At 66.0% G+C, this 25,533-nt stretch carries 28 protein-coding genes, 1 tRNA gene and 1 pseudogene; 19 read left to right on the plus strand and 11 right to left on the minus strand.

Translation table 11 applies throughout. The features are described 5' to 3' along the window. Positions 1–102: 102 nt before the first annotated feature. The 4 genes from WN72_RS03395 to WN72_RS03410 all read right to left on the minus strand — a co-directional run bounded on the left by WN72_RS03395 (position 103) and on the right by WN72_RS03410 (position 2,552). Positions 103–501 carry an SRPBCC family protein gene (locus WN72_RS03395; RefSeq protein ID WP_092219283.1) on the minus strand — a complete coding sequence of 133 codons (399 nt, stop codon included), beginning with the start codon at positions 499–501 and terminating at the stop codon, positions 103–105. 124 nt (positions 502–625) lie between these two features. Further along, positions 626–985, minus strand: coding sequence for a VOC family protein (locus WN72_RS03400; protein ID WP_167381101.1), 360 nt, complete (start codon positions 983–985; stop codon positions 626–628). 56 nt (positions 986–1,041) lie between these two features. After that, positions 1,042–1,881, minus strand: coding sequence for a helix-turn-helix transcriptional regulator (locus WN72_RS03405; RefSeq protein WP_092219279.1), 840 nt, complete (start codon positions 1,879–1,881; stop codon positions 1,042–1,044). Between the two features lie 95 nt (positions 1,882–1,976). Next, positions 1,977–2,552: a methylated-DNA--[protein]-cysteine S-methyltransferase gene (locus WN72_RS03410; protein ID WP_092219326.1), complete on the minus strand. Its 576-nt coding sequence runs from the start codon at positions 2,550–2,552 to the stop codon at positions 1,977–1,979. 173 nt (positions 2,553–2,725) lie between these two features. On the opposite strand from WN72_RS03410, the gene WN72_RS03415 reads away from it, so the two are divergent. Continuing rightward, positions 2,726–2,799, plus strand: a tRNA-Gly gene (locus WN72_RS03415). Positions 2,800–2,803: 4 nt separating this feature from the next. On the opposite strand, the gene WN72_RS03420 is transcribed toward WN72_RS03415, so the two are convergent. After that, complete coding sequence (locus WN72_RS03420) at positions 2,804–3,796, minus strand: alpha/beta fold hydrolase (protein WP_092219324.1); 993 nt, start codon at positions 3,794–3,796, stop codon at positions 2,804–2,806. Between the two features lie 188 nt (positions 3,797–3,984). Between WN72_RS03420 and WN72_RS03425 the strand changes: the two genes are divergently transcribed. From WN72_RS03425 to WN72_RS03475, 11 genes are all read left to right on the plus strand, one after another. After that, positions 3,985–4,566, plus strand: a complete 582-nt coding sequence (locus WN72_RS03425) for a helix-turn-helix domain-containing protein (RefSeq protein ID WP_027564800.1) — start codon at positions 3,985–3,987, stop codon at positions 4,564–4,566. Further along, complete coding sequence (locus tag WN72_RS03430; RefSeq protein ID WP_167381100.1) at positions 4,566–5,078, plus strand: GNAT family N-acetyltransferase; 513 nt, start codon at positions 4,566–4,568, stop codon at positions 5,076–5,078. The genes WN72_RS03425 and WN72_RS03430 overlap by 1 nt, the downstream gene beginning before the upstream one ends. 2 nt (positions 5,079–5,080) lie before the next feature. Then, positions 5,081–5,545, plus strand: coding sequence for a GNAT family N-acetyltransferase (locus tag WN72_RS03435; RefSeq protein WP_167381105.1), 465 nt, complete (start codon positions 5,081–5,083; stop codon positions 5,543–5,545). Positions 5,546–5,635: 90 nt separating this feature from the next. Further along, on the plus strand, positions 5,636–6,694 hold the full coding sequence (locus WN72_RS03440) for a LacI family DNA-binding transcriptional regulator (RefSeq protein ID WP_092219273.1): 1,059 nt from the start codon (positions 5,636–5,638) through the stop codon (positions 6,692–6,694). An 81-nt stretch (positions 6,695–6,775) separates the two neighbouring features. Next, positions 6,776–8,230, plus strand: coding sequence for a xylulokinase (gene xylB, locus WN72_RS03445; protein WP_092219271.1), 1,455 nt, complete (start codon positions 6,776–6,778; stop codon positions 8,228–8,230). Then, on the plus strand, positions 8,231–9,553 hold the full coding sequence (xylA, locus tag WN72_RS03450) for a xylose isomerase (RefSeq protein WP_092219269.1): 1,323 nt from the start codon (positions 8,231–8,233) through the stop codon (positions 9,551–9,553). A 12-nt stretch (positions 9,554–9,565) separates the two neighbouring features. Continuing rightward, complete coding sequence (locus tag WN72_RS03455; RefSeq protein ID WP_027564794.1) at positions 9,566–10,327, plus strand: ATP-binding cassette domain-containing protein; 762 nt, start codon at positions 9,566–9,568, stop codon at positions 10,325–10,327. After that, complete coding sequence (locus WN72_RS03460; RefSeq protein ID WP_027564793.1) at positions 10,327–11,397, plus strand: ABC transporter permease; 1,071 nt, start codon at positions 10,327–10,329, stop codon at positions 11,395–11,397. The genes WN72_RS03455 and WN72_RS03460 overlap by 1 nt, the downstream gene beginning before the upstream one ends. A gap of 94 nt (positions 11,398–11,491) precedes the next feature. Further along, complete coding sequence (locus tag WN72_RS03465) at positions 11,492–12,424, plus strand: sugar-binding protein (RefSeq protein ID WP_027564792.1); 933 nt, start codon at positions 11,492–11,494, stop codon at positions 12,422–12,424. A gap of 102 nt (positions 12,425–12,526) precedes the next feature. After that, a complete protein-coding gene (locus WN72_RS03470) occupies positions 12,527–13,504 on the plus strand; it encodes an aldo/keto reductase (RefSeq protein WP_092219263.1) in 978 nt (325 codons plus the stop codon). Between the two features lie 3 nt (positions 13,505–13,507). Beyond that, complete coding sequence (locus WN72_RS03475) at positions 13,508–14,356, plus strand: amidohydrolase family protein (protein ID WP_092219261.1); 849 nt, start codon at positions 13,508–13,510, stop codon at positions 14,354–14,356. Between the two features lie 188 nt (positions 14,357–14,544). On the opposite strand, the gene WN72_RS03480 is transcribed toward WN72_RS03475, so the two are convergent. The 4 genes from WN72_RS03480 to WN72_RS03495 form a co-directional block, all read right to left on the minus strand. Next, positions 14,545–14,910: a nuclear transport factor 2 family protein gene (locus tag WN72_RS03480; protein ID WP_027564789.1), complete on the minus strand. Its 366-nt coding sequence runs from the start codon at positions 14,908–14,910 to the stop codon at positions 14,545–14,547. 114 nt (positions 14,911–15,024) lie between these two features. Further along, complete coding sequence (locus WN72_RS03485) at positions 15,025–15,375, minus strand: RidA family protein (protein ID WP_027564788.1); 351 nt, start codon at positions 15,373–15,375, stop codon at positions 15,025–15,027. A gap of 115 nt (positions 15,376–15,490) precedes the next feature. Continuing rightward, complete coding sequence (locus WN72_RS03490; protein ID WP_092219259.1) at positions 15,491–16,408, minus strand: CE1 family esterase; 918 nt, start codon at positions 16,406–16,408, stop codon at positions 15,491–15,493. Between the two features lie 3 nt (positions 16,409–16,411). Continuing rightward, the gene (locus WN72_RS03495) at positions 16,412–18,070 is read right to left on the minus strand and encodes an FAD-binding dehydrogenase (RefSeq protein ID WP_092219257.1); all 1,659 of its coding nucleotides are present in this window, start codon (positions 18,068–18,070) and stop codon (positions 16,412–16,414) included. A 265-nt stretch (positions 18,071–18,335) separates the two neighbouring features. Between WN72_RS03495 and WN72_RS03500 the strand changes: the two genes are divergently transcribed. From WN72_RS03500 to WN72_RS03520, 5 genes are all read left to right on the plus strand, one after another. Next, a complete protein-coding gene (locus tag WN72_RS03500; protein WP_027564785.1) occupies positions 18,336–18,857 on the plus strand; it encodes a hypothetical protein in 522 nt (173 codons plus the stop codon). A gap of 127 nt (positions 18,858–18,984) precedes the next feature. Next, a complete protein-coding gene (locus tag WN72_RS03505; protein WP_027564784.1) occupies positions 18,985–19,179 on the plus strand; it encodes a hypothetical protein in 195 nt (64 codons plus the stop codon). Between the two features lie 24 nt (positions 19,180–19,203). Next, entirely contained in the window at positions 19,204–19,794 is a 591-nt protein-coding gene (locus WN72_RS03510; protein WP_027564783.1) for an SCO family protein, read from the plus strand. A gap of 238 nt (positions 19,795–20,032) precedes the next feature. Next, positions 20,033–20,968 carry an ABC transporter substrate-binding protein gene (locus WN72_RS03515; RefSeq protein WP_027564782.1) on the plus strand — a complete coding sequence of 312 codons (936 nt, stop codon included), beginning with the start codon at positions 20,033–20,035 and terminating at the stop codon, positions 20,966–20,968. Positions 20,969–21,198: 230 nt separating this feature from the next. Further along, positions 21,199–22,842: a lysine--tRNA ligase gene (locus WN72_RS03520; RefSeq protein WP_092219253.1), complete on the plus strand. Its 1,644-nt coding sequence runs from the start codon at positions 21,199–21,201 to the stop codon at positions 22,840–22,842. Between the two features lie 167 nt (positions 22,843–23,009). On the opposite strand, the pseudogene WN72_RS03525 reads toward WN72_RS03520, so the two are convergent. Both WN72_RS03525 and WN72_RS03530 read right to left on the minus strand, forming a co-directional pair. Beyond that, positions 23,010–23,162 (minus strand): annotated as a pseudogene (locus tag WN72_RS03525) (carbonic anhydrase family protein); the annotation flags it as partial. Positions 23,163–23,183: 21 nt separating this feature from the next. After that, entirely contained in the window at positions 23,184–23,837 is a 654-nt protein-coding gene (locus WN72_RS03530) for a S24 family peptidase (RefSeq protein WP_027564780.1), read from the minus strand. Positions 23,838–24,027: 190 nt separating this feature from the next. Between WN72_RS03530 and WN72_RS03535 the strand changes: the two genes are divergently transcribed. Together WN72_RS03535 and WN72_RS03540 are read left to right on the plus strand one after the other, a co-directional pair. Then, on the plus strand, positions 24,028–24,372 hold the full coding sequence (locus WN72_RS03535; RefSeq protein ID WP_027564779.1) for a DUF952 domain-containing protein: 345 nt from the start codon (positions 24,028–24,030) through the stop codon (positions 24,370–24,372). Further along, positions 24,369–25,466 (plus strand): quinone-dependent dihydroorotate dehydrogenase, encoded by a 1,098-nt coding sequence (locus tag WN72_RS03540; RefSeq protein ID WP_027564778.1) that lies wholly within the window; start codon positions 24,369–24,371, stop codon positions 25,464–25,466. Before WN72_RS03535 ends, WN72_RS03540 begins: the two co-directional genes overlap by 4 nt. The last annotated feature ends 67 nt before the right edge of the window (positions 25,467–25,533 follow it).

Below are 25,533 nucleotides of genomic sequence, written 5' to 3' on the forward strand. Positions count from 1 at the left end.
CGCGTGCGCGGCGCCGCCGGGAGAGCGGAGCCAACCGGACGCACGCGGCCATGGTTACGGCCGCCGAAGAGAGGGCTCTGTGCCTGAAGTCACAGAGCGTGTTCAGGCCGCGGGCGGAAACGCCTTGTGCATCGCGACGACGGCTTCCTTCGTCTGCCCCTGCACATAGGGCGCAAGCTCGTTCGGCAGCATGTCGATGATCCAGACCAGGCGGCAGCTCTTGTCGCCTTCGGCGATCACCTGCACCGAGGCGCTGTAATGCTTCAGCCGTTCGCTGTCGATCGCATACACCAGCCGCTGCCGCGCATCGTCACAATCGACCAGCACCTCGCGCGCGACGGAGCCGTTGGCGAAGGTGACGATGCGCGCCTCGCCATCGAGCGTGCAGGCGGTGACGAAGCCCGGCACCAGCCGCTGAGGCAGCGCGCCGAAATCGCGCACCGCGTCCCAGACGTCGCTCGCGGAGGCGGAGAGGGGAATGTCGTTGTGGATGGAGGCCATGGTCTCTCTCATGAGATGGAGTTCGTAGGGTGGGCAAAGGCGCGAAGCGCCGTGCCCACCATTGATGGTTGGTGGGCACGCTTTCGCTTTGCCCACCCTACGAAAGCGCGTGCGCGGCTAGCGCTCACGCACAAACCGCCTCGACATTGTTGCCATCGGGATCGATCAAGAACGCCGCGTAATAGGTCGGGCTGTAATCCTTGCGCGGGCCGGCGCCGCCATTGTCGCGGCCGCCGCTCTTCAGGCCCTCGCTGTGAAACGTCTTGACCGCGTCGTGATCCCCGGCGCGAAACGCGATGTGCGCGCCGTCGGCCTTGCGTCCCTTGTTCTGGTGCAGCCACAGCGCGGGCTCGCCCTTCGGCCCGAAGCCGGCATAGCCGTCGCCGCTGGAGCACAGGCCATAGCCGAGCGGCGCCAGCACCGCGGTGTAGAAGCGCGTGGCGGCGTCGAGGTCGGCAACGCGCAATCCGATGTGGTCATACATAGTCGTCTCCATTTGCAAAGCGCGCCGCAACTGGCGCGCGCCGGAGACGAAACTAGTCAGTTGAGGGCGAGCTGCTCTTGGAGAATCTTGCGCTTTCCCTTCGAGGCCTGCCGGAACTTGGTCGGCGATACGCCGGCCGCGCGATGAAACGTGCGGACGAAGTTGGAGAGGTCGCCGAAGCCGACGTCATAGGCGATGTCGGTGACGGCGATGTCGTCCTCAGTAAGCCGGCGCCCCGCATGCCGCAGCCGCGAGCGCACCAGATATTGATGCGGGGTGACGCCAAGCACGGCGGAGAACAGCCGCAGGAAATGGAACGGGCTGAGGCCCGCCTGCTTTGCGGCCTGTTCGAGATCGACCTCAGTATGCGAATTGTCATCGATCCACAGCGCAGCCTCGACCGCGCGGCGTCGGTCGCGTGCGGTCGGTGTGGCCTGCTTGCGCGCCTTGCCGGAGACGATCTCGACAAAGCGGCCCGCAAGAATCTGGCCGATCTCGTCGAGGCCCAAGTCGCTGTTGCCATCTGCTGCGGTCTGGGCGAGCTCGCCCAGCACCATCAGCTCGGGCAGCGGCGGCGTCGCGCCGACCTGCCAGACCTCGCGCCGCCCGCCGAGGGCATCGACCAGGTCCTCGCTGAATGAGAAGCCGAGGCAGACGTCGCCCGAGACATGCTCATGCGTGCAGGTGTATTCCTCGCCGGGCGCGCCGACCAGCATCGATCCCGCCACCAGCTCGAAGAAGCCGGCGCGGCAATGGCAACCGAAGCTGCCGGAGCGGACATAGCCGATGGAATGGCCGGTGCGGCATTCCGCAAATGGCGTGTCGTCCGGTCCCGCATCGCAGCGAAACTCGGAGACCGTCATCGAACGTGTCGTCAGCAGCGTGGTTGCGTCCATCCCGCCTATCTAGGGATGATCCGGACAAGTGTGTAGCGGTTGACCGACAAGATCATGACCAAAAAACAAAGCTAAGGCGCGATCGAGATCGCGCCTTAGCTCGGTCTCGAAGGGGCAACGGGCAACAGCACCTCGAACAGCGTCTTGCTGGCGACCGGGTGGGCGCCCTCCAGCGACAGCAGCCGCCGCTTGGAGATCACCCCGCCGTAAGGCGAGATCCGGTCGGTGTAATTGCCGGCCTCCAGCACCCGGTGGCAGGGCACGATCAGCATGTAGGGATTTTTCGCGATCGCCTGCGCCACCGAATGCGCGGCGCCGGAGGCGCCCAGCGCCTTGGCGATCTCGTGATAGGTGCGCGTCTCTCCGCGCGGGATCGTGCAGGTGTATTCATAGACCCGCCGGTTGAAGCCGGGCACGCCGCCGGCGTCCAGGCTGACCTCGGAGAAATCGGGATCGCCGCCTTGCAGCAGGCCCACGATCCCCTCGATCGCCAGCTCGGCGTTCTCGGATGGGCGCTGCTCGCGCGCTTCGGGATGGACCTGGAAAATCCGGCGGCGGGTGTCGATCTCCCGCGCCTCCGGCAATTGCACAGCCACGATGCCGGTGCTGCTCCAGATGATGCCGCAGCGCCCGATCGCCGTGTCGAATATCGCGTAAGCACGCCCCACCATGCACACGCCCCACTCAGTGCACGTCTCTCCCCAGACAGCCGATCATAACACCGCCACAATCCGGCGCACCCAAAATCTTGCCAAAACATTAAGAAGCGTCCGGCCGGCTGCGCCAAACCGCTTGGCGGCGCGCGCCGTCTCGGCTAATCAAGACGGGCGCAAGACGCGCATAAGCGGGCGTAGTTCAATGGTAGAACGGCAGCTTCCCAAGCTGCATACGAGGGTTCGATTCCCTTCGCCCGCTCCAAGCTTTAGTTCGGTAAGCTCTGCAGGAATTCGACAAGCGCCGCGTTCACCTCCGTCGGCCGTTCCTGCTGCGTCCAGTGTCCGCAGCCTGGCAGCATCCTGATCTCGCGCAGCTGCGGCACCCATTGCTTCATGTTGGCGAGGTGCTCGGCGGCGCCGGGGAAGGCGATGACCACGTCGTGGTCGCCGGCGACGTAGAGCGCGGGCACGATCACCTTCATGCCCTCGAAGGCGCCCATCAGCTCCCAGTTGCGATCGATGTTGCGGTAGTAGTTGAGCGGTCCGCGAAATCCGCTGCGGGCGAACTCGGCGGCGTAGTAATCGAGATCGGCGGCGCTGAGCCACGACGGCAGCGGCACCTGCACCTTCGGCAACATGCCGTCCTTGCGTGAGACCATGCCGACGCCAGCGGTCCGCCCCTGACGCTCGGCATTGGCGCGGATCGCCGCCACGCCTTCGCCGGAACCGCCGAAGAGCATGGCGGCGAGCGTGGCGCGCGGGTCGCGCTCGAACTCGGCTTCGGCGACCCCCGGCTCCTGGAAGTACAGCTGATAGAACTGTGCGTCCGCCGTCTGCGGCATGACGCTGGTCGGCCGTACCTCGCTGCGCGGCCGATAGGGCACGCTGAGGATGGCGGCGGCGCGGAAGCGATCGGGCCGCAGGCGTGCGGTGTGCCAGGCGATCGTCGCGCCCCAGTCATGCCCGACGATGACGGCGTGCTTTGCCGCGAAGGCATCGAGCACGCCGACGAGATCGCCGACCATATGGAGGATCGTGTACTGGTCGATCGCTTCGGGCCGATCGCTCTTGCCGTAACCGCGCATGTCGGGCGCAACTGCATGGTAGCCGGCCGCCGCCAACGCCTCGAGCTGGTGGCGCCAGGAGTACCAGCCTTCCGGAAAGCCGTGGCACAGCAACACCATGGGCCCCTCGCCCTGCTCGGCGACGTTGAGGCTGATGCCATTGGCCTTGATCGTCCGCTGCGTCGGCTCGCCCATGTCGTCGCCTCCCGGGTCCATCGTGGTGGGGCGCATCCTAGTCGGCCCTACAGGCCTCGCAAAGATTCTAATATATTAGCTCTCCGCCCCCGGCACGCGCGCCTCGCCAGCCTTAAGCTTCTCCCCGCCCGATGGGCGCGGTCCTCCTGCCGGGCAAAGTTCGGATGAAGACCAGGACCTGCAAAGAGATGGACCAGCAGAAACTCGACCGTGCAATCGGTCGTCGCTTGAAGACGTTGAGGACGCAAGGCGGCATGACGTTGAACGAGCTGGCAGTGCGCTCCGGCGTCAGCCGGGCCATGATCGGGCGGGTGGAGCGGGCGCAGAGCAGTGCGACGGCCGCGCTGCTCAACAAGCTCTGCGCGGCGCTCGATGTCACCCTCAGCGACGTCGTTGCGCTCGCGGAGAAGCCGCCGGAGCGGCTGATGCGCCTGGCCGACCAGCCGCATTGGCGCGATCCCGACAGCGGATACCGGCGGCGTCATGCCTCGCCGCCGGATGCGGCCAGCGGCATCGAGATCATCGTCGTCGACCTGCCGGCCGGCGCGCGCGTGTCCTACAGCCCCTGGGGCCGCAACGCCTTCACCCAGCAACTCCTGATGCTGGAAGGGGCGGTCTGCGTGCATATCGACGCCAAGTCGGTGCGCCTGCGCGACGGCGACTGTCTCGACTTCGACGTGATGCGTGCGGTGACCTTCGAGAACGAAACCAAACAGGATGCCCGCTACGTCATCATCACGCGGCGCGGCACGTCTTACGGGAAAATGTGATGCCCCTGATCGTGCGGGACGCCACGCTGGAGGATGCTGCGGACATCCTCGCCATCTACAATTATGCCGCGCTCAACACCACGGCGGTCTGGACCGACGGCCCGGCTGATCTGGCTTCGCGGCGCGCGTGGATTTTCGCGCGACAAGAAGCCGGCTATCCCGTGCTGGTCGCGATGAAGGGCAGGGAAGTCGTCGGCTTCGCCTCGTTCGGTGATTTCCGCCCGTTTCCCGGCTACCGCCACACCGTGGAGAATTCGGTCTATGTCAGCGAGCGACATCATCGGCTTGGCGTGGGCCGCAGCCTGATGGCGACGCTGATCGAACGCGCCACGGCGTTGAACAAGCATGCGATGGTGGCCGGCATCGATGGCGCCAACGCCGCCTCGATCGCCTTGCATGCCTCGCTCGGCTTCGCCGAAGTTGCCCGCATGCCTGAGGTCGGCTGCAAGTTCGGCCGCTGGCTCGATCTCGTCTTCATGCAGAAGCAGCTTGCAAGCAGCGTGCGGCCGTGACGATGCAGATCCGCACCGGCGACACCTTCGATCCGCGCGTCATTGCGCTGCTCGATCATCACGTCACGGCGGCCCGGGCGCAGACCGCGCCAGGCAGCGCCCATGCGCTCGATCTGGCCGGCCTTCGTGCGAGCGACGTCGCGTTCTGGACCGGCTGGGACGGCGAGATGCTGGTCGCCACCGGGGCGCTGAAGACGCTTTCCGCCGACCATGGCGAGGTGAAGTCGATGCACACGCTTCAGGCCTCGCGGCGGCGCGGCTTTGGCGGCGAGATGCTCCGCCACATTATCGCGGAGGCCCGCGTGCGCCGTCTGGAACGGCTTAGCCTCGAGACCGGTTCGTGGGATTATTTCAAGCCCGCGCACGCGCTCTACCAGGCGCACGGCTTTGTGCTTTGCGGCCCGTTCGAGGGCTATGTCGAAGATCCCAACAGCCTGTTCCTGACGCTGGATCTGATCGGCGGCTAGCCCGGCCCGGACGCAACCAGGGCACGAAAATATTTCGTCGCCCCTCAAAATGAGTTGCGTACCTCAAAACGCCTCTGCTAGCCTTCAGCCATGGCTGAAGACGCTCTCACCGCCATTGCGCTGACGCTGAAGGACATCGCCCGTCAGGCGGGCGTGAGCCTCGCGACCGTGGACCGAGTGCTGCACAACCGGCCCGGCGTGCGGCCGGACACGGTCCGGCGCGTCAGGGAGGCGATCGAGCGCAATTCCTTCCAGCCGCATGTGGCGGCTGCCGAGCTCGCCCGCGGCCGCGCGCGCCGCTTCGCCTTCGTGATGCCGTCGGGGCCGAACCCGTTCATGCAGCAGATCGAGGCCTATCTCGGCGAGATGTCGGCCTGGCTCTCGGCCCGCCGCCTCAATGTCGAGATGGTCGCGACCGACGTGTTCGACCCCTCCGTGCTGGCGGCCTCGCTGGAGGCGCTGTCGGACGATTATGACGGCGTCGCCGTGGTGGCGCTGGATCATCCCGGCGTCCGCGCCGCGATCGACGATCTCGTCGAGGCCGGCACCAAGGTCGTCACCCTGGTCTCGGACGTGCCGTCCTCACGCCGCCACCATTATGTCGGCATCGACAATATCGCCGCGGGCCGCACCGCCGGCGCATTGGTCGGGCGGCTGGCCGGCGGGCGCTCCGGCAAGGTCGCGATCGTCGCGGGCTCGCAGGGTCTGCGCGATCACGCCGAGCGCATTTTCGGCTTCAACCAGGTCATGGCCTCGGAATTCCCTGACCTCAGCGTGCTGCCAGTGCTGGAAGGGCGCGACGAGGACGACCGTTCCGAGCAGCTGCTGGCGCGGCTGTTGGGCAGGCATGCTGACATAGTCGGGCTTTATAACGTCGGCGCGGGCACACAGGGCGTTGCCAAGGCGTTGAACGACAAGACGTTGAGCGAGGCCGGCCGCGACAAGGTCGTGTTTGTCGGGCACGACGTCACCGCGCTGACGCGCCGGCTGCTGCTCCAGGGCGTGATGGATGCCGCGATCTCGCAGAATCCGGGACATGAGGCGCGTGCCGCGGTGCGCGTGCTGCTCGCGCTCGCGCGCGGCGAGCCGATCCTGCGCGAACAGGAGAAGATCAGGATCGACATCGTGATGCGGGACAATCTGCCTTAGCGGCAGCGGACTTTGAACGACACATGGCGGACAAGGCGACTTCAAGATCGCTCACCGGTGACAGGCAAAAGGGAGGATGCCGTGTATCTCGGACTGGACATCGGCACGTCCGGTGTGAAGGCGGTGCTCGTGAATGCAGCCGGCGCGGTTATCGCGACGGCGACGCGCGAGCTTGCGCTGTCGCATCCGGCGCCGCTGTGGTCCGAGCAGGACCCCGATGCCTGGGTCGATGCGGCGATCGGCGCGGTCGATGATCTCGCGCGCCATCATCCGCGCGAGGTCGCGCGGGTCGCCGGCATCGGGCTATCGGGGCAGATGCATGGCGCGACGTTGCTCGGCGAGGATGGACGGCCGCTGCGCCCGGCGATTCTCTGGAACGACGGCCGTTCGCAGGCCGAATGCGTGGCGCTGGAGCGGCGCTGTCCGTCACTGCACATGATCGCCGGCAATCCGGCGATGCCCGGTTTCACCGCGCCAAAGCTGCTCTGGGTCGCGCGGCATGAGCCGAAGATCTTCGCGCGCGTCGCAAAGGTGCTGCTGCCAAAGGCCTATGTGCGCTATCGGCTGACCGGTGAGATGGTCGAGGACATGTCGGATGCGGCCGGCACGCTATGGCTCGATGTCGGCGAGCGCCGCTGGTCAGCCCTGCTGCTGCATGCGACAGGCCTCGATCTTCACCACATGCCGCGCCTCGCCGAGGGCAGCGAGGTCAGCGCGACGCTCGCGCCGGAACACGCGCGGCGTTGGGGCATGGCGAAGGACGTCGTGGTGGCCGGCGGGGCCGGCGACAACGCGGCGAGCGCGATCGGGCTTGGCGCGATCGCGCCGGGCGATGCCTTCCTGTCGCTCGGCACATCGGGCGTCGTCTTCCGTGTCACCGATCGCTTCGCGCCGGCGCCGGCTTCGGCCGTGCACGCCTTCTGCCACGCGCTGCCCGGCCTCTGGCACCAGATGGGCGTGATGCTGTCGGCCGCGGCCTCGCTCGCCTGGCTCGCCGGCGTGATGGAGACGCCGGCCGCAGCGCTCTTGGCGCCGCTCGGCGAGCGCGTCGACGGGCCGAGCCCGATCAAATTCCTGCCCTATCTCGACGGCGAGCGCACGCCGCACAACGATGCCGCCGCGAGCGGCGCCTTCGTCGGCCTGCGGGCGGCGACCGGGCGCGGCCAGATCGTGCAGGCCGTGCTCGAAGGCGTCGCCTTCGCCGCGCGCGACAATCTGGCGGCGCTCAGCTCGGCCAGCGGGCCGATCACTGAACTCGATCTGGTCGGCGGCGGCTCGCGCTCGCCGCTGTGGGCGCAGATCTGCGCCGACGTGCTCGGCATTCCCGTCCATCGCGTTGAAGAGGGCGAGGTGGGTGCCGCGCTCGGTGCCGCACGGCTCGGACGGCTCGCCGCCACCGGTGAGAAGCCGGCTGATGTCTGCACCCGCCCGAGGCGGCTTGCGAGTTTCGCATCCCGTCGATCCGTGACCGCCGCCTATGACGAGGCCTATCGCCGCTGGCGCGCGCTTTATCCCGCATTGAAGGAGACGATTTAAGTGAACGCGCCAGCCAGATTCTTCGATGCCAGCACGCCCGTTACCTTTGCGGGCAAGGATGCGGCGAACACACATGCCTTCCGCTGGTACGACAAGGACCGCATCGTGCATGGGCGCAGGCTCGAGGATCATTTGCGCTTTGCGGTCTGCTATTGGCATTCGCTGTGCTGGCCCGGCGGCGATCCCTTCGGCAGCGAAACGTTCCTGCGGCCGTGGCATCACGGCAGCGACGCAATGGCCCAGGCCCGCGCCAAGGCCGATGTCGCCTTCGAGCTGTTCCGCCTGCTCGACGTCCCGTTCTTCACCTTCCACGACGTCGATGCCGCGCCGGAAGGCGCTTCGCTCCGCGAGTCCGTCGCCAACCTCAACGCCATCGCCGATCTGTTCGAAGAAAAGATGGCCTCGGCAAAAGTCCGCCTGCTCTGGGGCACGGCCAATCTGTTCACGCATCGCCGCTACATGGCGGGCGCGGCGACCAATCCGGACCCCGATATCTTCACCTATGCGGCGGGCCAGGTCCGCGCCGCACTGGAGGTGACGCATCGGCTCGGCGGCCAGAACTATGTGCTGTGGGGCGGGCGCGAGGGCTACGAGACGCTGCTCAACACCGATCTCAAGCGCGAGCTCGACCAGCTCGGCCGCTTCGTCTCGCTGGTGGTCGAGCACAAGCACAAGATCGGTTTCAAGGGGCCGATCCTGATCGAGCCGAAGCCGAAGGAGCCGACCAAGCATCAGTACGATTTCGACGTTGCCACCTGCTACGGCTTCCTCGAACGCTACGACCTCCTCAACGATGTCAAGCTCAACATCGAGCAGAACCACGCCATCCTCGCCGGCCACTCCTTCCATCACGAGGTCGCGCTGGCCGAGGCGCTCGGCGTGTTCGGCTCGCTCGACATCAACCGCGGCGACGATCTGCTCGGCTGGGACACCGACCAGTTCGCGATGAACGTGCCGGAATTGGCGCTGGTGTTCCACGAGATCCTGAACCGCGGCGGCTTCACCTCGGGCGGGCTTAATTTCGACGCCAAGATCCGCCGGCAGTCGATCGATCCTGACGATCTGATCCATGCCCATGTCGGCTCGATGGATGCCTGCGCGCGCGCCTTCCTTGCCGCCGCCGACATGCTCGATGGCGGTGTGCTCACGACGCCGATCGCGAAGCGCTACGACGGATGGGCCGGCCCAGAAGGTCGCGCCATTCTCGGCGGTCAGCGCTCGCTCACCGATCTCGCTGACCGCGCGATGAGCTCCGGCTTCGACCCGCAGCCGTGCTCGGGCCGGCAGGAATATCTGGAATCCCTGGTCAACCGCTACGTCTGAGGAACGCCGCTGATGACAAAGGCTGACGCGACGACACCGATCCTCGAGCTCTCCGGCATCGGCAAGGAGTTCGGCGCGATCCGCGCGCTGCACGATGTCGACATGCAGGTCTTTCCGGGCGAGGTGGTCGGCCTGATGGGCGACAACGGCGCGGGCAAGTCGACGCTGGTCAAGATCATCGCCGGCAATTTTCGCCCCACTCATGGCGAGATGCGCTTTGCCGGCAGTGCGGTGCATTTCAACCGGCCCGTCGATGCCCGCGCGGTCGGCATCGAGGTCGTCTATCAGGACCTCGCGCTCGCAGACAATTTGTCCGCAGCCGCCAACGTGTTTCTCGGCCGCGAGTTGAAGCGCAAGTTTGGACCCATCGCCCTGCTCGACCACAAGGCGATGGCCGCGCGCGCGCTGGACTTGTTCGGCGAGCTGCGCTCGGAGACGCGCCCCGACGACCTCGTCAAGCAGATGTCCGGCGGCCAGCGTCAGGCCGTCGCGATCGCGCGGACGCGGCTGTCCAATGCGCGGCTGGTCATGATGGACGAGCCGACCGCTGCGATCTCGGTGCGGCAGGTCGAGCAGGTGCTCGGCCTGATCCACCGCCTGAAGGAGCAGGGCGTTGCCGTGATGCTGATCTCGCACCGCATGCCCGACGTGTTCGCCGTGTGCGACCGCGTCATCGTCATGCGCCGCGGCGAGAAGCGCGCCGACAAGCCGATCCACGAGACCTCGCCGGAGGAAGTCACCGCCCTCATCACCGGCGCGAAGGAGGCGGCGTGATGGCCATGCCCATGGAATCCCCGATCACCTTCTCCAACGTCGGCAAGATCAGATGGTGGCAGCGCGGCATCTTCGCCTCGCAGACCGGCTACGTGCTGCTGGCGCTCGCGGTGCTGCTGGTGATCATGCATTTCGCCAGCCCGTACTTCTTCACCGAAGGCAATATGCAGAACGTGGCGAAGAACTTTTCCTTCATCGCCATCGCCACCCTCGGCGTCACCTTCGTCATCATCACCGGCGGCATCGATCTGTCGGTGGGATCGATGATGTGTTTTTCCGCCATGATCACCTCGATGGTGATGACAGAGCTGTCGGCGCCGGGATCACCGCTGGTGCACATGGCGGCCGATGGAAAGACCGTGCTGGCCAACGTGCCCGGCCTGATCCTGCTGGTGTCGATCCTCGCCGGCCTTGGCGTCGCGCTGATCGCCGGGCTCGTCAACGGCTTCTGCATCGCCGTGCTCGGCCTGTCGCCTTTCGTCACCACGCTCGGCATGCTCTCGATCGTGCGCGGGCTCGGCTATGTCGTCTCCAACGGTCGCGGCAGCTTCCCGGGCGGGCCTGACGCCGATTATTTCTACGCGCTGACCTCCGGCGACGTGCTCGGCGTGCCCGTGCCGTTCATCTATCTCGTGATCCTCGCGCTGGCGATGGCGGTGGTGCTGCACCACAGCGCGTTCGGCCGCCACGTTTTCGCGCTCGGCGGCAACGAGAAGGCGGCGGAACTGACCGGCATCCCGGTGGTACGGGTGAAGATCGAAGTCTACGTGATCTGCGCGCTCGCCGCGGGCCTCCAGGGCATCATCATCTCCGGCTGGCTCGGATCCGCGCCCGCCAACATGGCGACCTCCTATGAGCTCAACGTGATCGCGGCCGCCGTGATCGGCGGCGCCAACCTCGCCGGCGGCATCGGCGGCCCGCTCGGGGCCATCGTCGGCTGTGTGCTGCTCGAGGTGATCCGCAACGGCCTCGTGCTGGCGCAGGTATCCTCCTACTGGCAGCAGACGCTGGTGGGCGTGATCATCATCCTGGCCGTGCTGGTCGACCGCATCCGCTCGCGGATGACCTGACGTGACGTCGTCCCGGGAAGGCAATGAAAACGCCGCCTGTCCGCTTCCCGGGCGCTTTCGAGAGGATGGGCACCAAACAAGGGTGGAGGAGACAATGAGGAAACTTCTTCTTGCCGGCATCGCCGTTGCGATGATGGCGACGCCGGCGTTCGCCGCGAACTATCGCTTCGTCATCGTGCCCAAGGCGATGAACAATCCGTTCTTCGACTTCGCGCGCGACGGCTGCCTGAAGCGCGCCAAGGAGCTCGGCAACATCGAATGCATCTACAAGGGGCCGGTCGAGCACGAGCCGGCAACGCAGGCGCAGATCATCCAGGACTTCGTCACCCAGAAGGTCGACGGCCTCGCCATCTCGGTCGCCGACGTCGCGGCCATGACCAAGTCGATCGAGGCGGCAACCGCAGCGGGCATCCCCGTCATCACCTTCGATGCCGACGCGCCCGGCTCGAAGCGCATCGCCTATATCGGCACCAACAACAAGGAGTTCGGCGTCGCGCTCGGCAAGCAGCTGCTGAAGATGCGGCCCGATGGCGGCAAATACGCGATGGTCTCGGGCGGTCCCGGCGCCAAGAACCTCGCCGAGCGCGTCGACGGCGTGCGCGAGGCGCTGAAGGGCTCGAAATGGACCGAGGTTGCGGGCTCTCCGACCTTCTGCAACGACGATCCCGCGCTCGCGGTCCAGCAGATGACGGACATGCGCACCGCAACGCCTGACCTCGCCGCGATCGTTCCGATCGGCGGCTGGCCGATGTTCGCCCCCGAGGGCTTCAAGGCCTTCGCCTCCAGGAACAAGAAGGACATCGACAGCGGCAAGTTCACGCTCGTCGTCGCCGACACGCTGAGGATGCAGCTCGAGCTGCTGCGCGATGGTTACGCCAATGCCCTGGTCGGCCAGCGTCCGTTCGAGATGGGCGAGAAGGCGATGGACACGCTGCTCGCCATCAAGAAGGGCGAGAAGGTGCCGGAGATCGTCTACACCGGCCTCGATCTCGTCACCAAGGACAACGTCGCGCAGATGCTGAAGTAGGAGCGCCGCCAGCCCCGCGCTCCTGCGTGCTCCCCCGCTTGCGGTTTCCGCAGGCGGGGGAGATGATCTTTGGACGGCCAGAAGAAAATTGGAAGAATTGGAATGAAACGCTCGCGGCTCGGCCCTCTCGACGTCACCTCAATCGGCCTCGGCTCCGCCCCGCTCGGCGGATTGTTCAGTCCCGTAAGCGATGCCGATGCGGAGGCGACGGTCGCGCGCGCCTGGTCGGCCGGTATCCGCTTCTACGACACCGCGCCGCTCTACGGCTTTGGCCTCGCCGAGCGCCGGCTCGGCGGGTTCCTGCGCCAGCAGAAGCGCGACTCCTATGCCATCTCGACCAAGGTCGGCCGCCTGCTGCGCGCTCCCGATGGCGGCGCCGCCGAGGACGAGCACTACAAGGGCACGCCGCGCGAGCGGCCGGTGTTCGATTTCAGTTACGATGGCGTGCTGCGCTCGGTCGAGGAAAGTCTTGCTCGCCTCGGGCTCGACCGTATCGACGTCCTGCTCGTGCACGATCCCGATGATCACTACGACGCCGCCGTCGCCGGTGCCTTCCGTGCGCTCCAGCGCCTGCGCGAGGATGGCACGGTCAAAGCGATCGGCGCCGGCATGAACCAGTCGGAAATGCTGGTTCGCTTTGCGCAAGCCGTGCCGGTCGACTGCTTCCTGCTCGCCGGCCGCTACACCCTGCTCGACCAGGGCGCGCTGGATGCGCTGTTTCCGCTCTGTCAGGCGAAGAACATCGGCATTTTGCTTGGCGGCATCTACAACAGCGGCATTCTGGCCAATCCGCATGCGGGTGCGAAGTTCAACTATCAGGACGCCGATGCGACGCTGGTCTCACGGGCAGTCGAGCTCGATGAACTCTGCCGCAAGCACGGCACCGAGCTGAAGGCCGCCGCGCTTCAGTTCTGCATGACCCATCCGGCCGTGACGGTGGCCGTGATGGGCGCGCGCAATGCCGGCGAAGTCGCCGACAACATCGCGATGTCGGAGAAGGTCGTGCCGCAGGCCTTTTGGCAGGAGCTGCGCGCGCGAAACCTCGTCGACGCAAGGGCGCCGCTGCCGGGCGGAGCGTAAGCCATGATCATCGACGCTCACCAGCATTTTTGGGATCCCGCGCGCGCCGACTATCCCTGGATGGATGCGCCCGAGCTCGCGCCGATCCGCCGTGCTTTCGGTCCCGCCGATCTCGCGCCGTTATTGAAGGCGAACGGCATCGACGCGAGTATCGTGGTGCAGTGCCGCTCCGCGCTGGAGGAAACCGAAGAGTTCTTGCGTATTGCGCATGCGACGCCCTCGGTGATCGGCGTGGTCGGCTGGGCCGACCTGACGGATGTCATCCTCGGCGAGACGCTGGACCGGCTGCGTGCGGCGCCCGGCGGGAAGAAGCTCATCGGCATCCGCCACCAGGTCCACGATGAAGCCGATCCCGACTGGCTACTGCGCGAGGACGTCCAGCGCGGTCTCACCGCGGTGTTTGCCCGCGATCTCGCTTACGATTTCCTCGTCCGTACCCGCGAGCTGCCGGCCGCGATCGCAACCGCGCAGGCCTTCCCGCAAGCGCGCTTCGTGCTCGACCACGCCGCCAAGCCGCCGATCGCCGATGGCGGCAGCGACGAATGGGCTGACCGTATCAAAGCGTTGGCTGCCTGCGGTAATGTCTGGTGCAAGATCTCGGGCCTCGCGACCGAAGCGGCCTGGGACGATTGGGATGCCGAGCGGCTGTTCCCGTTCGTCGCGCATGCCGCCACATGTTTCGGCGAGGATCGGTTGATCTTCGGTTCGGACTGGCCAGTGTGCCTGCTTGCGGGCAGCTACGGCGAGATCAAGGGCGCGCTGGAGGCGTGCCTCGCGAAGCTCGGGCCGAATGCGCGGGAGAAGGCGTTCGGGGCGAATGCCAAGGCGGCGTATCGGTTGGCCGTGGAATGATTTGGTGGGCGCAAAGCTCGCGCCCACCAAAGGTGTCGTCCCTGCGAAAGCAGGGACCCATAACCCCAGGGAGATATTGGCGAAGATCGGTCGTTCGTTACTCCTGCCTCTCGCAATCGAGAGATCACGCGGTATGGGTCCCGGCGTTCGCCGGGACGACGGCTGAGTTTGAGGTGGCACCCAGCCCCTCACGCGCCCGCGGGCACCTGATCCAGGAATCCCGTGACGCTCCTGATCCGCCCGTCCTTCAGTACGGCGAAGTCCGTGCCCTTGATCGGGCTGTCGACACCATCAGGGCCAAGACCCCACGAGAAGCGTAGATGGTCGCCATAGCCGTTGGGCTCGCCGATCAGCTTGAACCTGAAATCGGGAAAGCGCTGCTGCACGCCTGATATCAGCGCGTCGATGCCATCAGCGCCGTCGCCCTTCATCAGCGGATCGACATAGCTCGCATCCGCCGTCCAGGTCTCGCTCAGCAGCTCGCGCCGGCGGCTCGTCGTGCGCTCGTTCCAGAGATCGATATAGCAGTGGGCGATGGCGGTGTGGTCGGTCATGTTGCTCTCCTTCGATGGCGCCGTGAGGTTCGGCTGACCTGACTATCGAAGGATTGCGCGCGCCGATCGATTACCTGGGAGGTCATCGGCGCGCGCCAATTTGAATCGCGAAAATTACTTCGCCGCCGTCACCATGATCTCGACGGTGTATTGCGGCGCGGCCAGCTTGGCCTCGACCGTGGCGCGGGCCGGGGTGTTGCCGGGCGAGACCCAGGCGTCCCACACCGCATTCATCTCACCAAACGTCTTCATGTCGGTGATGTAGATCGTGGCCGAGAGCAGTTTCGACTTGTCGGTGCCGGCCTTGGCGAGATGGCCGTCGATGGTGGCCAGGATGTCCTGGGTCTGCTTCGTGACGCTTTCGCCGGCGGCCTTGGTGGCGACGACGCCGGCGAGATAGACGGTGTTGCCGTGCACGACGACCTGGCTCATGCGCGGACCGGTTTCGAAACGCTGAATGCTCATTAGGGATCTCCTGCTGGAATGGCGGCTCTGTCTAGCGCAGCGCCCTGCCGCGTGCCACCCCGGGCACGCATGCGTTGCCGGACACGCATGCGTTGCCTGCCAATGCATGCGTCGTTCACGGAAACTGACTGAAAAAAGTCCAGATCGTCTCGGCGCCATCGATGTCGCCGTTCTGCGGTCCGAGCAGCCCGGTCGCGACCCTCGGGAAGCGCGCATCCGGAGCGAAGCCGGGCATGCGGTGGCCGCCGCCCTTGACGCGATAGAGCACGACGTCGTGTCCCTTGGGACAGCGCGAGGTGATCCGCGTCACCGTGGACTGCTCTGCAGGCGCCTTGTCGGGCAAGTCTGTTACTTCGCCGTCATCGATCTCGCAGCCATTGAGCTTGCGCCAGAACGCGAGCGTCTCTTCGGTCGACCAGAACCCGTCTGCGGCAAAATAGCTCGATCCGCGTCCGCCTTCGTACGGCACCAGCGGGTCGGCGGTCCCGTTCATGAGCAGCATCGGCAGTGGCCGCGACGGATGACAGGTGACCGCGGTTTCCTCGGTGAGGTTCATGACCACACTCGCGGCCGCCGCAAACAGATCGGCGCGGGCGCAAGCGAGCGTCATCGCCATGGCGCCGCCATTGGAGATACCGGTGATATAGACGCGTTTCGGATCGGCGGTGCCGTTCGCCACCAGCTTCTCGACCAGCTTCGCGATGAAGGCGACGTCGTCGGTGCCGGGCGGCGGACCACGCAGCGCGGGTCCCGCCTTCGTTCGCGCATCGGCCCAGGCATGGTTGAGCCCGTCAGGGAACGCCACGGCAAAACCTTCACGCTTTGCGACCTGGGGCCACGCTGTCCGCGCGATCATGTCGGCGCCGCGCTGGGTCTTGCCGTGCAGCACGACCACGAGTGGGACACTGCGTTTGGCCGGCAGCTGCACGGTGTAGGACCGCATCGCGCCGTTGACGTCGATGGTGTCGGCGGACGCAGCCGGGGCAGCGGCGAGACCCGCTACAAGCGCCCCGATCAACGTCCACCGCCGCATGATCTACCCCACCGCCTTCGCCGCTGCGCGGCCCGCATTGCGGCCGGAGAACAGGCAGCCACCGAGGAATGTGCCCTCCAGCGAGCGATAGCCGTGCACGCCGCCGCCGCCGAAGCCGGCGGCCTCGCCGACCGCATAGAGGCCGGGAATGACGCTGCCCTCCTGGCCGAACACGCGGGAGTCGAGATCGGTCTCGAAGCCGCCGAGCGTCTTGCGGGTGAGGATGTTGAGCTTGACCGCGATCAGCGGTCCCTGCGCGGGATCGAGGATGCGGTGCGGCGACGCGGTGCGGATCAGCTTGTCGCCGATATAGCGCCGCGCATTGTGGATGTTCATCACCTGCGCATCCTTGACGTAAGGATTGGCAATCTCGCGGTCACGCGCCTCGATCTGCATCCTGATGTGCTCGAGCTTGAGAAGATCGCTGCCCGCGAGCTTGTTCATGGCGGCGACGAGATCGTCCAGCTTGTCCCGCACGATGAAGTCGACACCGTGGCTTTTGAACGCTTCCACCGGCGCCGGCGCGCCCTTGTTGGTGGCGCGGCGCAAGGTCATGCGCCAGCTCTTGCCGGTGAGGTCAGGGTTCTGTTCCGACCCCGACAGCGCGAATTCCTTCTTGATGATGCTCTGGGTCAGGACGAACCAGGAATAATCATAGCCGGTCGACATGATGTATTTCAGCTGGCCGAGCGTGTCGGAGCCGGGGAAGAGCGGCGCCGGCAATCGCGTGCCTGTGGCGTCGAACCACATCGAGGAGGGGCCGGGCAGGATGCGGATGCCGTGCCGCGGCCAGATCGGTGACCAGTTCTGGATGCCTTCGACATAATGCCACATGCGGTCGCGGTTGATCAGCCGCGCGCCCGATTTCTCGGTGATGCCGATCATGCGGCCGTCGACGTGTTCGGGCACGCCGGAGATCATGAACTTCGGCGGCTCGCCCAGCCGCTGCGGCCAGTTCGCGCGCACCAGATCATGGTTGCCGCCGATGCCGCCGGACGCCACGATCACAGCCGGCGCTTTCAGCGAAAACTCTCCGACCACGTTGCGCGAGGAACTCTTGCCGCGCTCGACATTGTCGGGCGCGAGGATCGCGCCGCTGACGCCGTCCACGGTGCCATTGGTGATGGAGAGCGCGTCGACACGATGGCGGAACTTGAAGCTGAGGCGGCCGCTCTTCGCCGCTTCGCGCGCGCGGCGCTCGAACGGTTCGACGATGCCTGGCCCGGTTCCCCAGGTGACATGGAACCGCGGCACCGAATTGCCGTGGCCCATCGCATCATAGCCGCCGCGTTCGGCCCAGCCGACCACGGGGAAGATGCGATGGCCCATCGCGCGCAGCCAGTCGCGCTTCTCGCCGGCCGCGAACGCCACATAGGCCTCTGCCCATTGGCGCGGCCAAAAATCCTCGTCGCGGTCGAAGCCGGCGGTGCCGAGCCAGTCCTGCATCGCGAGCTCGAAGGAGTCCTTGATGCCGAGCCGGCGCTGCTCCGGCGAATCGACCAGGAACAATCCGCCGAACGACCAGAACGCTTGGCCGCCGAGCGATTGCTCGCCTTCCTGGTCGACCACGATCACGCGCTTGCCCGCGTCCGCAATCTCGGTGGCGGCGACGAGCCCCGATAGTCCCGCGCCGACCACGATGACGTCCGTTTCCTCAGTCATGCTTTCCCCCCTCCATGAGTTCCCCCCTGTAATTGTCCGGATTGAAGCCAACGGTTGTAACTGAGATCAAGGGCGTGGCGCGTAAGACCTCGTTAACTGTTCCACTTTGGGATAGAGACCGGCCGGGGTGCAGCGCCGCCGCAACACTGGATTTGAATTTGTTTTGATCAAGCCGGCCTGCCTAGACAAAACCTTGGTTACGACGGACGCTAGCACTGCATCACCACCTGACACGCAGATTCGAATTCGACCGGGGCGGGGGAAAATGAAGTTTCTGACGGGGTTGCTTGCGGCGGTTCTCTTGATCGTGGGCATGGGAGCTTCTCACGCGGTGGTCCGCATCGCGGATGACCGGGGCGGCCGGATTGGAACCTACGTCGACAGATACCAGGACCTCAGGCAATCGGGGGAGACGGTCATCATCGACGGCCTCTGCGCCTCGGCCTGCACCATCGTCCTCGGCGCCATCCCGCATGACCGCATCTGCGTAACCTCGAGCGCGACGCTCGGCTTCCACGCCGCCTGGGATTTCGGCAGCAACGGCCGCGCCGTCACCAATCCGGAAGCAACCCAGATGCTCTATGCGATGTATCCCTCGCAGGTGAAGCGCTGGATCAGCCAGCGCGGCGGCCTGACCCCGCACATGCTGTTCCTGAGGGGCAAGCAGCTCCAGGCCATGTACAAGCCCTGCTACATGGACGCCCAGGCTTCGGCGATCAAGCCGGCACGCCGGCCTCTCCCGCAACCAGAGCAGGTCGAGACTGCCCGGGGCCAGCTCCTTCACTGACACCACAGGCCTGATAGGTCGTTTGGCTCGCCAGCGGCGTCTTACCTGCTTGGCGGCGCCTTGCCCGCAGGCGGGCTAAAGCCTATCTGAAAGCCTGGGAACCGGGGCCTTCGCCCCCAACGTTGTCATGGCTCAACCGCTGCACCCGGGACATCCGTTACAGGACAATTCGTCCACTGCCGGCCGGGCGCCGACCGTGCTGCTTTTGGCAGGCGCTGGTGTCGGCGGGCTGATCGTGCTCGGCGCGCTGGCGCTCTGGTTCCACTATGGCAGCCAGGTGTTCTTCGAAATGATCAGGACCGGCTTTGCCGCCTGCTTCTGATCCGCGACAGGAAGTTTTCCGCTCATGAGCTCCACCGCCCGTCCGCTGGTGATCGCGACCGCCTTCGCCGCAAGCCTTGTCCTCGGGCTGCTGATCATGTTCTGGGCCATGGGCGGGGTCAGCAAGGTGGCGCAGCCGGCCGCAATCGGCGGCCCATTCCAGCTCACCGACCAGAACGGCAAGGCCGTCACCGACAAGAGCCTGAAGGGCAAGCCGACCCTGATTTTCTTCGGCTACACCCATTGCCCCGACGTCTGCCCGACCTCGCTGTTCGAGATGTCGGAAGTGCTGCGCGCGATGGGCAAGGATGCCGACAAGGTCAATGCCGTCTTCATCTCGGTCGATCCCGAGCGCGACACGCCGGCGACGATGAAGGACTATCTGTCGAGCTTCGATCCCCACCTCGAAGGGCTGTCCGGCGACCCCGCCGAGACCGCCAAGGTGATCACCTCCTACCGGGTCTACGCCAAGAAGGTCCCGACCAAGGACGGCGACTACACCATGGACCACACCGCGCTGATCTACCTGATGGACCGCGACGGCCGTTTCGTCTCGCCGTTCAACCTGAAACGGACCCCGGAAGAGGCCGCGGCCGATTTGAAGCGGTATCTTTAGTTTGGCGGGCCGATCGGGCCCCGGTCTCGGTTTAACCTCTCCCGCTTGCGGGAGAGATCGGCGCGTAGCGCCGGGTGAGGGCTCTCTCCTCTTGGGGGTCTCGCCCAGAGGAGACACCCTCTCCCCGACCCTCCTCCGCAAGCGGGGGAGGGAGCGCACCTGCATTCCGCGCTCGCGTTCCCGGCGGGATGGTCTATAAGGCCCTCCGATCCCAATGAAATTCATTACTTTCCCGCCGATGGCCCCGTCGCGACAGGCAAAACCGTCCAAAATCGTGCGCCGCGCCCTGCTTGGACTGGCCGCGGCCGTCAGCCTGCTCGCGGGCCTGTCCGGCGCGAACGCCCAGGCCCCGGCCAAGCAGCCGCCGGCGGCGCCCCAGGCCACGCCGCAGGTCGCGCCCCAGGCGGCCCCGCAGGCCGTGCCGGGCTTCTGGGACCCGCGGCGCCGGCCGGAGCGGCCGGACCTGTCGCGCCTGACCGTGATCCGCTTTCTGACCGAGACCGACTATCCACCGTTCAACTACACCGGCGCCGACGGCAACCCGGCCGGCTTCAACGTCGATCTCGCCCGCGCGCTGTGCGAGGAGATCAAGGTCACCTGCACGGTGCAGATGCGCCGCTTCGAGACGCTGGTCGACGCGCTCTCCTCGAACCGCGGCGATGCCATCATCGCCTCCATGGCGGTGAGCCCGCAGCTGCGCGCCCGCGTCGACTTCACCGATCCCTATTACCGGGTGCCGGCGCGCTTCGCCTCGCGCAAGGACGCGGTGATGCCGGAGATCCGCCCCGAATATCTCGAGGGCAAGAAGGTCGGCGTCATCGCCGGCTCCGCGCATGAGGCGTATCTCAAGGCGATGTTCACCGACGCCGAGCTGCACGGCTATCCCAACGACGATGCGCTCCGCGCCGCACTTCGCAAGGGCGAGGTCGACTTCATCTTCGGCGATGCCATCTCGCTGGCGTTCTGGATTAACGGCACCGATTCCGGCGATTGCTGCGCCTTCTCCGGCGGCCCCTTCGTCGAGAGCCGCTTCTTCGGCGAGGGCATCGGCATCGCCGTCCGCAAGGGCAACGACGTGCTGCGCCAGGCCCTGAACTGGGCCCTGTTCCGCGTCTGGGAAAAAGGCCGCTACACCGATCTGTGGCTGCGGTATTTTTCGGTGAGCCCGTTTTAGCTTCTTCTTCGCCTCTCCCCGCGTGCGGGGAGAGGCCGGATTGCATCGAAGATGCAATCCGGGTGAGGGGGACTCTCCGCGAGTCCAACTCTCACCGTGATCGCGGAAGCAGCCCCTCACCCCAACCCTCTCCCCGTAAGAACGGGGAGAGGGAGTCACAGCGGCGACAGTCGCACCAACTTTTGCATTCTGCCCGGAAATCGCTATTTTCCGCGGCCCGGAGGCCCCTGATGTCCGTTATCGATCTTGCCGCGAACCCGAGCGACCTGCGTGCGCTCGCCGAACAATCCAACGCCTGGCCGTTCGAGCAGGCGAAGGCCATTGTCGCGCGGCTGAAGAAAAGCCCGAAGGACGAGGTGCTGTTCGAGACCGGCTACGGCCCGTCCGGCCTGCCGCATATCGGCACCTTCGGCGAGGTCGCGCGTACCTCGATGGTGCGCCATGCCTTCCGCGTGCTCACCGAGGACAAGATCAAGACGCGCCTGCTCGCCTTCTCGGACGACATGGACGGCCTGCGCAAGGTGCCCGACAACGTGCCGAACAAGGATCTGCTCGCGCAATATCTCGGACGCCCGCTCACGGCCGTGCCCGATCCCTTCTCGAACGAATATCCCTCGTTCGGCGCGGCGAATAACGCGCGCTTGCGCGCGTTTCTGGATCATTTCGGCTTCGACTACGAGTTCGCGAGCTCGACCGACTATTACAAGTCCGGCCGCTTCGACGCGACGCTGCTCAAGATGCTCGCTGCCTACGACAAGATCATGGCGATCATCCTGCCGACGCTCGGCCCCGATCGTCGCGCGACCTATTCGCCGTTCCTGCCGATCAGCAGGACCACCGGCGTGGTGCTGCAGGTGCCGATGATCCGCCGCGATGTCGCAGCGGGCACGGTGACCTATGTCGATCCTGATACCAACCAGGAGGTCGAGACGCCCGTCACCGGCGGCAACATCAAGTGCCAGTGGAAGGCCGACTGGGCGATGCGCTGGGTCGCGCTCGGTGTCGACTACGAGATGGCCGGCAAGGACCTGATCGACTCCGTGAAGCTCTCAGGCGCGATCGCGAAAGCACTCGGCGGCACGCCGCCCGAAGGCTTCAACTACGAGCTCTTCCTCGACGAGAAGGGTCAGAAGATCTCGAAGTCGAAGGGCAACGGCCTTACCATCGACGAATGGCTGCGCTACGCCTCGCCGGAATCGCTGTCGCTGTTCATGTATCGCGAGCCGAAGGCGGCCAAGCGGCTGTTCTTCGACGTCATCCCGCGTCAGGTCGACGACTATCAGCAATTCATCGACGGCTTTCCCAAGCAGGACGGCAAGCAGCAGCTCGGCAATCCCGTGTGGCACATCCACAATGGCCATCCGCCGCAGGGTGACATGCCCGTCACGTTCCAGCTGCTGCTGACGCTGGTGTCGTCGTCGAATGCGGAGAATGCCGAGACGTTGTGGGGCTTCATCGGCCGCTATCGTCCCGGCGTGAGCCCCAAGACGCATCCCAAGCTCGACGCGATGGTCGGCTACGCCATCAACTATTATCGCGACTTCGTTGCGCCGACGAAGCAGTTCCGCGTGCCAACTGATACCGAGCGCGCCGCGCTGCAGGATCTGCGCGATGCGCTCTCGCAGCTGCCGCAGGACGCTTCCGCCGAGGACATCCAGAACGTCGTCTACGAGATCGGACGCCGCGAGCCGTTCCTCGACCAGGTCAAGAAGGGCAAGGATGGCCGTCCGGGCGTGACGCTCGACTGGTTCAACATGCTCTACCAGGTGCTGCTCGGCCAGGAGAAGGGCCCGCGCTTCGGCTCCTTCGTCGCGGTCTACGGCGTACAGAACGCGGTCAACATGATCGACGGCGCGCTGGCAAGGAGTGCGTGAGGCTTCATCGTCGTCCCCGCGAAAGCGGGGACCCATAACCACAGGGAGAAGTTAGGCGAAGATTCGTAATTGCCATTACGTTGGTACGAAGACCGCCGCTCTCCGACAGATCACGCGGTATGGGTCCCGGCGTTCGCCGGGACGACAGCATTCGTTAGAGCCTCCGCTCAGATTGATCTTAGCACGAAGCGCCGATTGTCCTTCTGCACGGGACGCGCGTTCATCGGATAGAGCTTTGCGAACGCGGCGACATCGGCAGCCGACACCTGAATCGGATCGGCGAGCAGCAGCCATTCCACCACCTCCGAGCAGGGCGGTGTCATGGTGCGGTCACGACGCCATCACTGGCTCGCCCACACGATCCGCGCGATCCACGCCACATCGCTCGTCGCGAGTGTGCGCTCGCCCTGCGTCGCATCGAGCGGCCGCAAGTCCAGCGCCTTCGCCGTGCGGCGCGTCAGCGTTGCGACCGTCACCTCGCCCGCCCTCGTCTTCACCACCACGCGGTCACCCTTGCGGATCGGCGCGCCGGGCGAGATCAGGATGATGTCGCCGTCACGATACACAGGCGCAAGCGCATCGCCGGACATCTCCAGCGCGAAACTGTGGCCGTCTTCGGCATTGGGAAGCGCGGCCTCGGTCCAGCCCTTGCCGGATGGAAAGCCTGATTCGTCGAAGGCGCCGCTCGCGCCGGCCAGTGCGAAGCCGAGCAGCGGGACGACGCGGTCCTCGCTCGGCTCGTCGCCGATCAGCCGGGCGAAGCTGTCGATCGAAGCACCCGTCGCCGCCAGCGCCTTCGCGATCGATTCGGTCGAGGGCCAGCGCTCACGGCCGTCGGAGGTGACGCGCTTGGATCTGTTGAATGTGGTGGGGTCGAGCCCGGCGCGTTTGGCAAGGCCGGACGGCGACAGGCCGGCACGCTCCGCCAGCCGATCCAGCGCGACCCAGATCTGGTCGTGAGTCAGTATCCTCTGCGCTTTGGCCTGTCTGACCATCGAAGGTCCAGCCCGTCGCAACTCAGGAAAACTGTCCGCAAATCAACCGGTTTTCCGCTTTTCGCGCAAGAGGCGGCGGCTAACTCTTGAGTTCGGCGGGGGCCGCCTTTACGGTCGCGCCGGGTTTTGAAGGCCCCCAAGAGACGAAAAAACTCAAAAGACTCAAAGAGCAAACAGGGCTGCGTAAGCGGTGGTCAAGATCTACAAAATCTGTCCGGCCTCGGCCTGGCGCGAGGCGGAACGGCAGGGCGTGTACCGGGGTAGCGCGGACGATGCGCGCGACGGATTCATCCATTTCTCGACGGCCTCCCAGGTTCCCGAGACCCTGCGCAAGCATTATTTCGGGCAGCGCGCGCTGTTCCTGGTCGAGGTCGACGGTGATGCGCTCGGCAGCGAATTGCGCTGGGAGCGCTCGCGCAATGACGAGCTGTTTCCGCATCTCTATGGCGAGCTCGATCTCGGCGCCGTGATCGCGGTGATGAACCTCAATATGCGCTCCGATGGCGGCCACGACACACCGGAGCTTCTCCCGTGATCCGCGCCTTCGACGCTTTCTCGCTGCCGGTGCTGCGCTGGCTCGATCCGGAGGATGCGCATCGCCTGGCGATCCAGGGCCTGCGCTTCCTGCCGCCGGTCAAGCCGCGCCCTGACGATGCCAAGCTCGCGGTGCGCGCCTTCGGCCTCAACTTTCCCAATCCGGTCGGCATGGCCGCAGGCTTCGACAAGAGCGCCGAGGTGCCCGACGCCTTGCTGCGGCTCGGCTTCGGCTTCGTCGAGATCGGCTCGGTCACGCCGAAGCCGCAGGCAGGTAACCCGCGACCGCGGCTGTTCCGGCTCGAGCGCGACGAGGCCGTGATCAACCGCATGGGTTTCAACAATGACGGCGCAGAGGCAGCTCTGCGCCGGCTCGCCGCGCGCGCGCAGCATGGCGGCATCGTCGGCGTCAATGTCGGCGCCAACAAGGATTCGCCTGACCGCGTCGGCGATTACGTCAAGCTGATCGAGACCTTCGCGCCGGTGGCGAGCTACTTCACCGTCAACGTCTCCTCGCCGAACACGCCGGGCCTGCGCAATCTTCAGGAAGGCGCGCTGCTCGACGATCTGCTCGCGCGGGTGATCGACGCCCGCGAGCGGGTGCGCCAGAAGGCCGGCGATACGCCGGTTCTGCTCAAGATCGCGCCGGATCTCAGCCTCGCCCAACTCGACGACGTCGTGCAGGTCGCGCGCTCGCGCAAGGTCGACGGCATGATCGTGTCGAACACGACCATCGCGCGGCCGAGCACGCTGCGCGAGGAGATGCGCGCCAGGGAGCAGGGCGGCCTGTCCGGCCGGCCGCTGTTCCGCCTGTCGACGCGCATGGTCGCGGAGACCTATGTGCGGGTCGAGGGCGCATTTCCTCTCGTCGGCGTCGGCGGTGTCGACTCCGGCGGCGCCGCGCTGACGAAGATCCGCGCCGGCGCGAGCCTGATTCAGCTCTATTCCTCGCTGGTCTACAAGGGCCTCGGCCTCGTCGACGAGATCAAGCGCGACCTTACCTCGACGCTGCTGCGCACGGGACGGGATTCGCTGTCGGAGATCGTCGGCGCCGATGCTGCGACGCTCACGGCGGAAGACTGGCCGGGGATGTAAGCTCTTCGCCTCTCCCCGCTTGCGGGGAGAGGCCGGAATTTGCGGGAGCAAATTCCGGGTGAGGGGG

Origin of the sequence: Bradyrhizobium arachidis, assembly GCF_015291705.1 — a bacterium.
GTDB lineage: Bacteria > Pseudomonadota > Alphaproteobacteria > Rhizobiales > Xanthobacteraceae > Bradyrhizobium > Bradyrhizobium arachidis.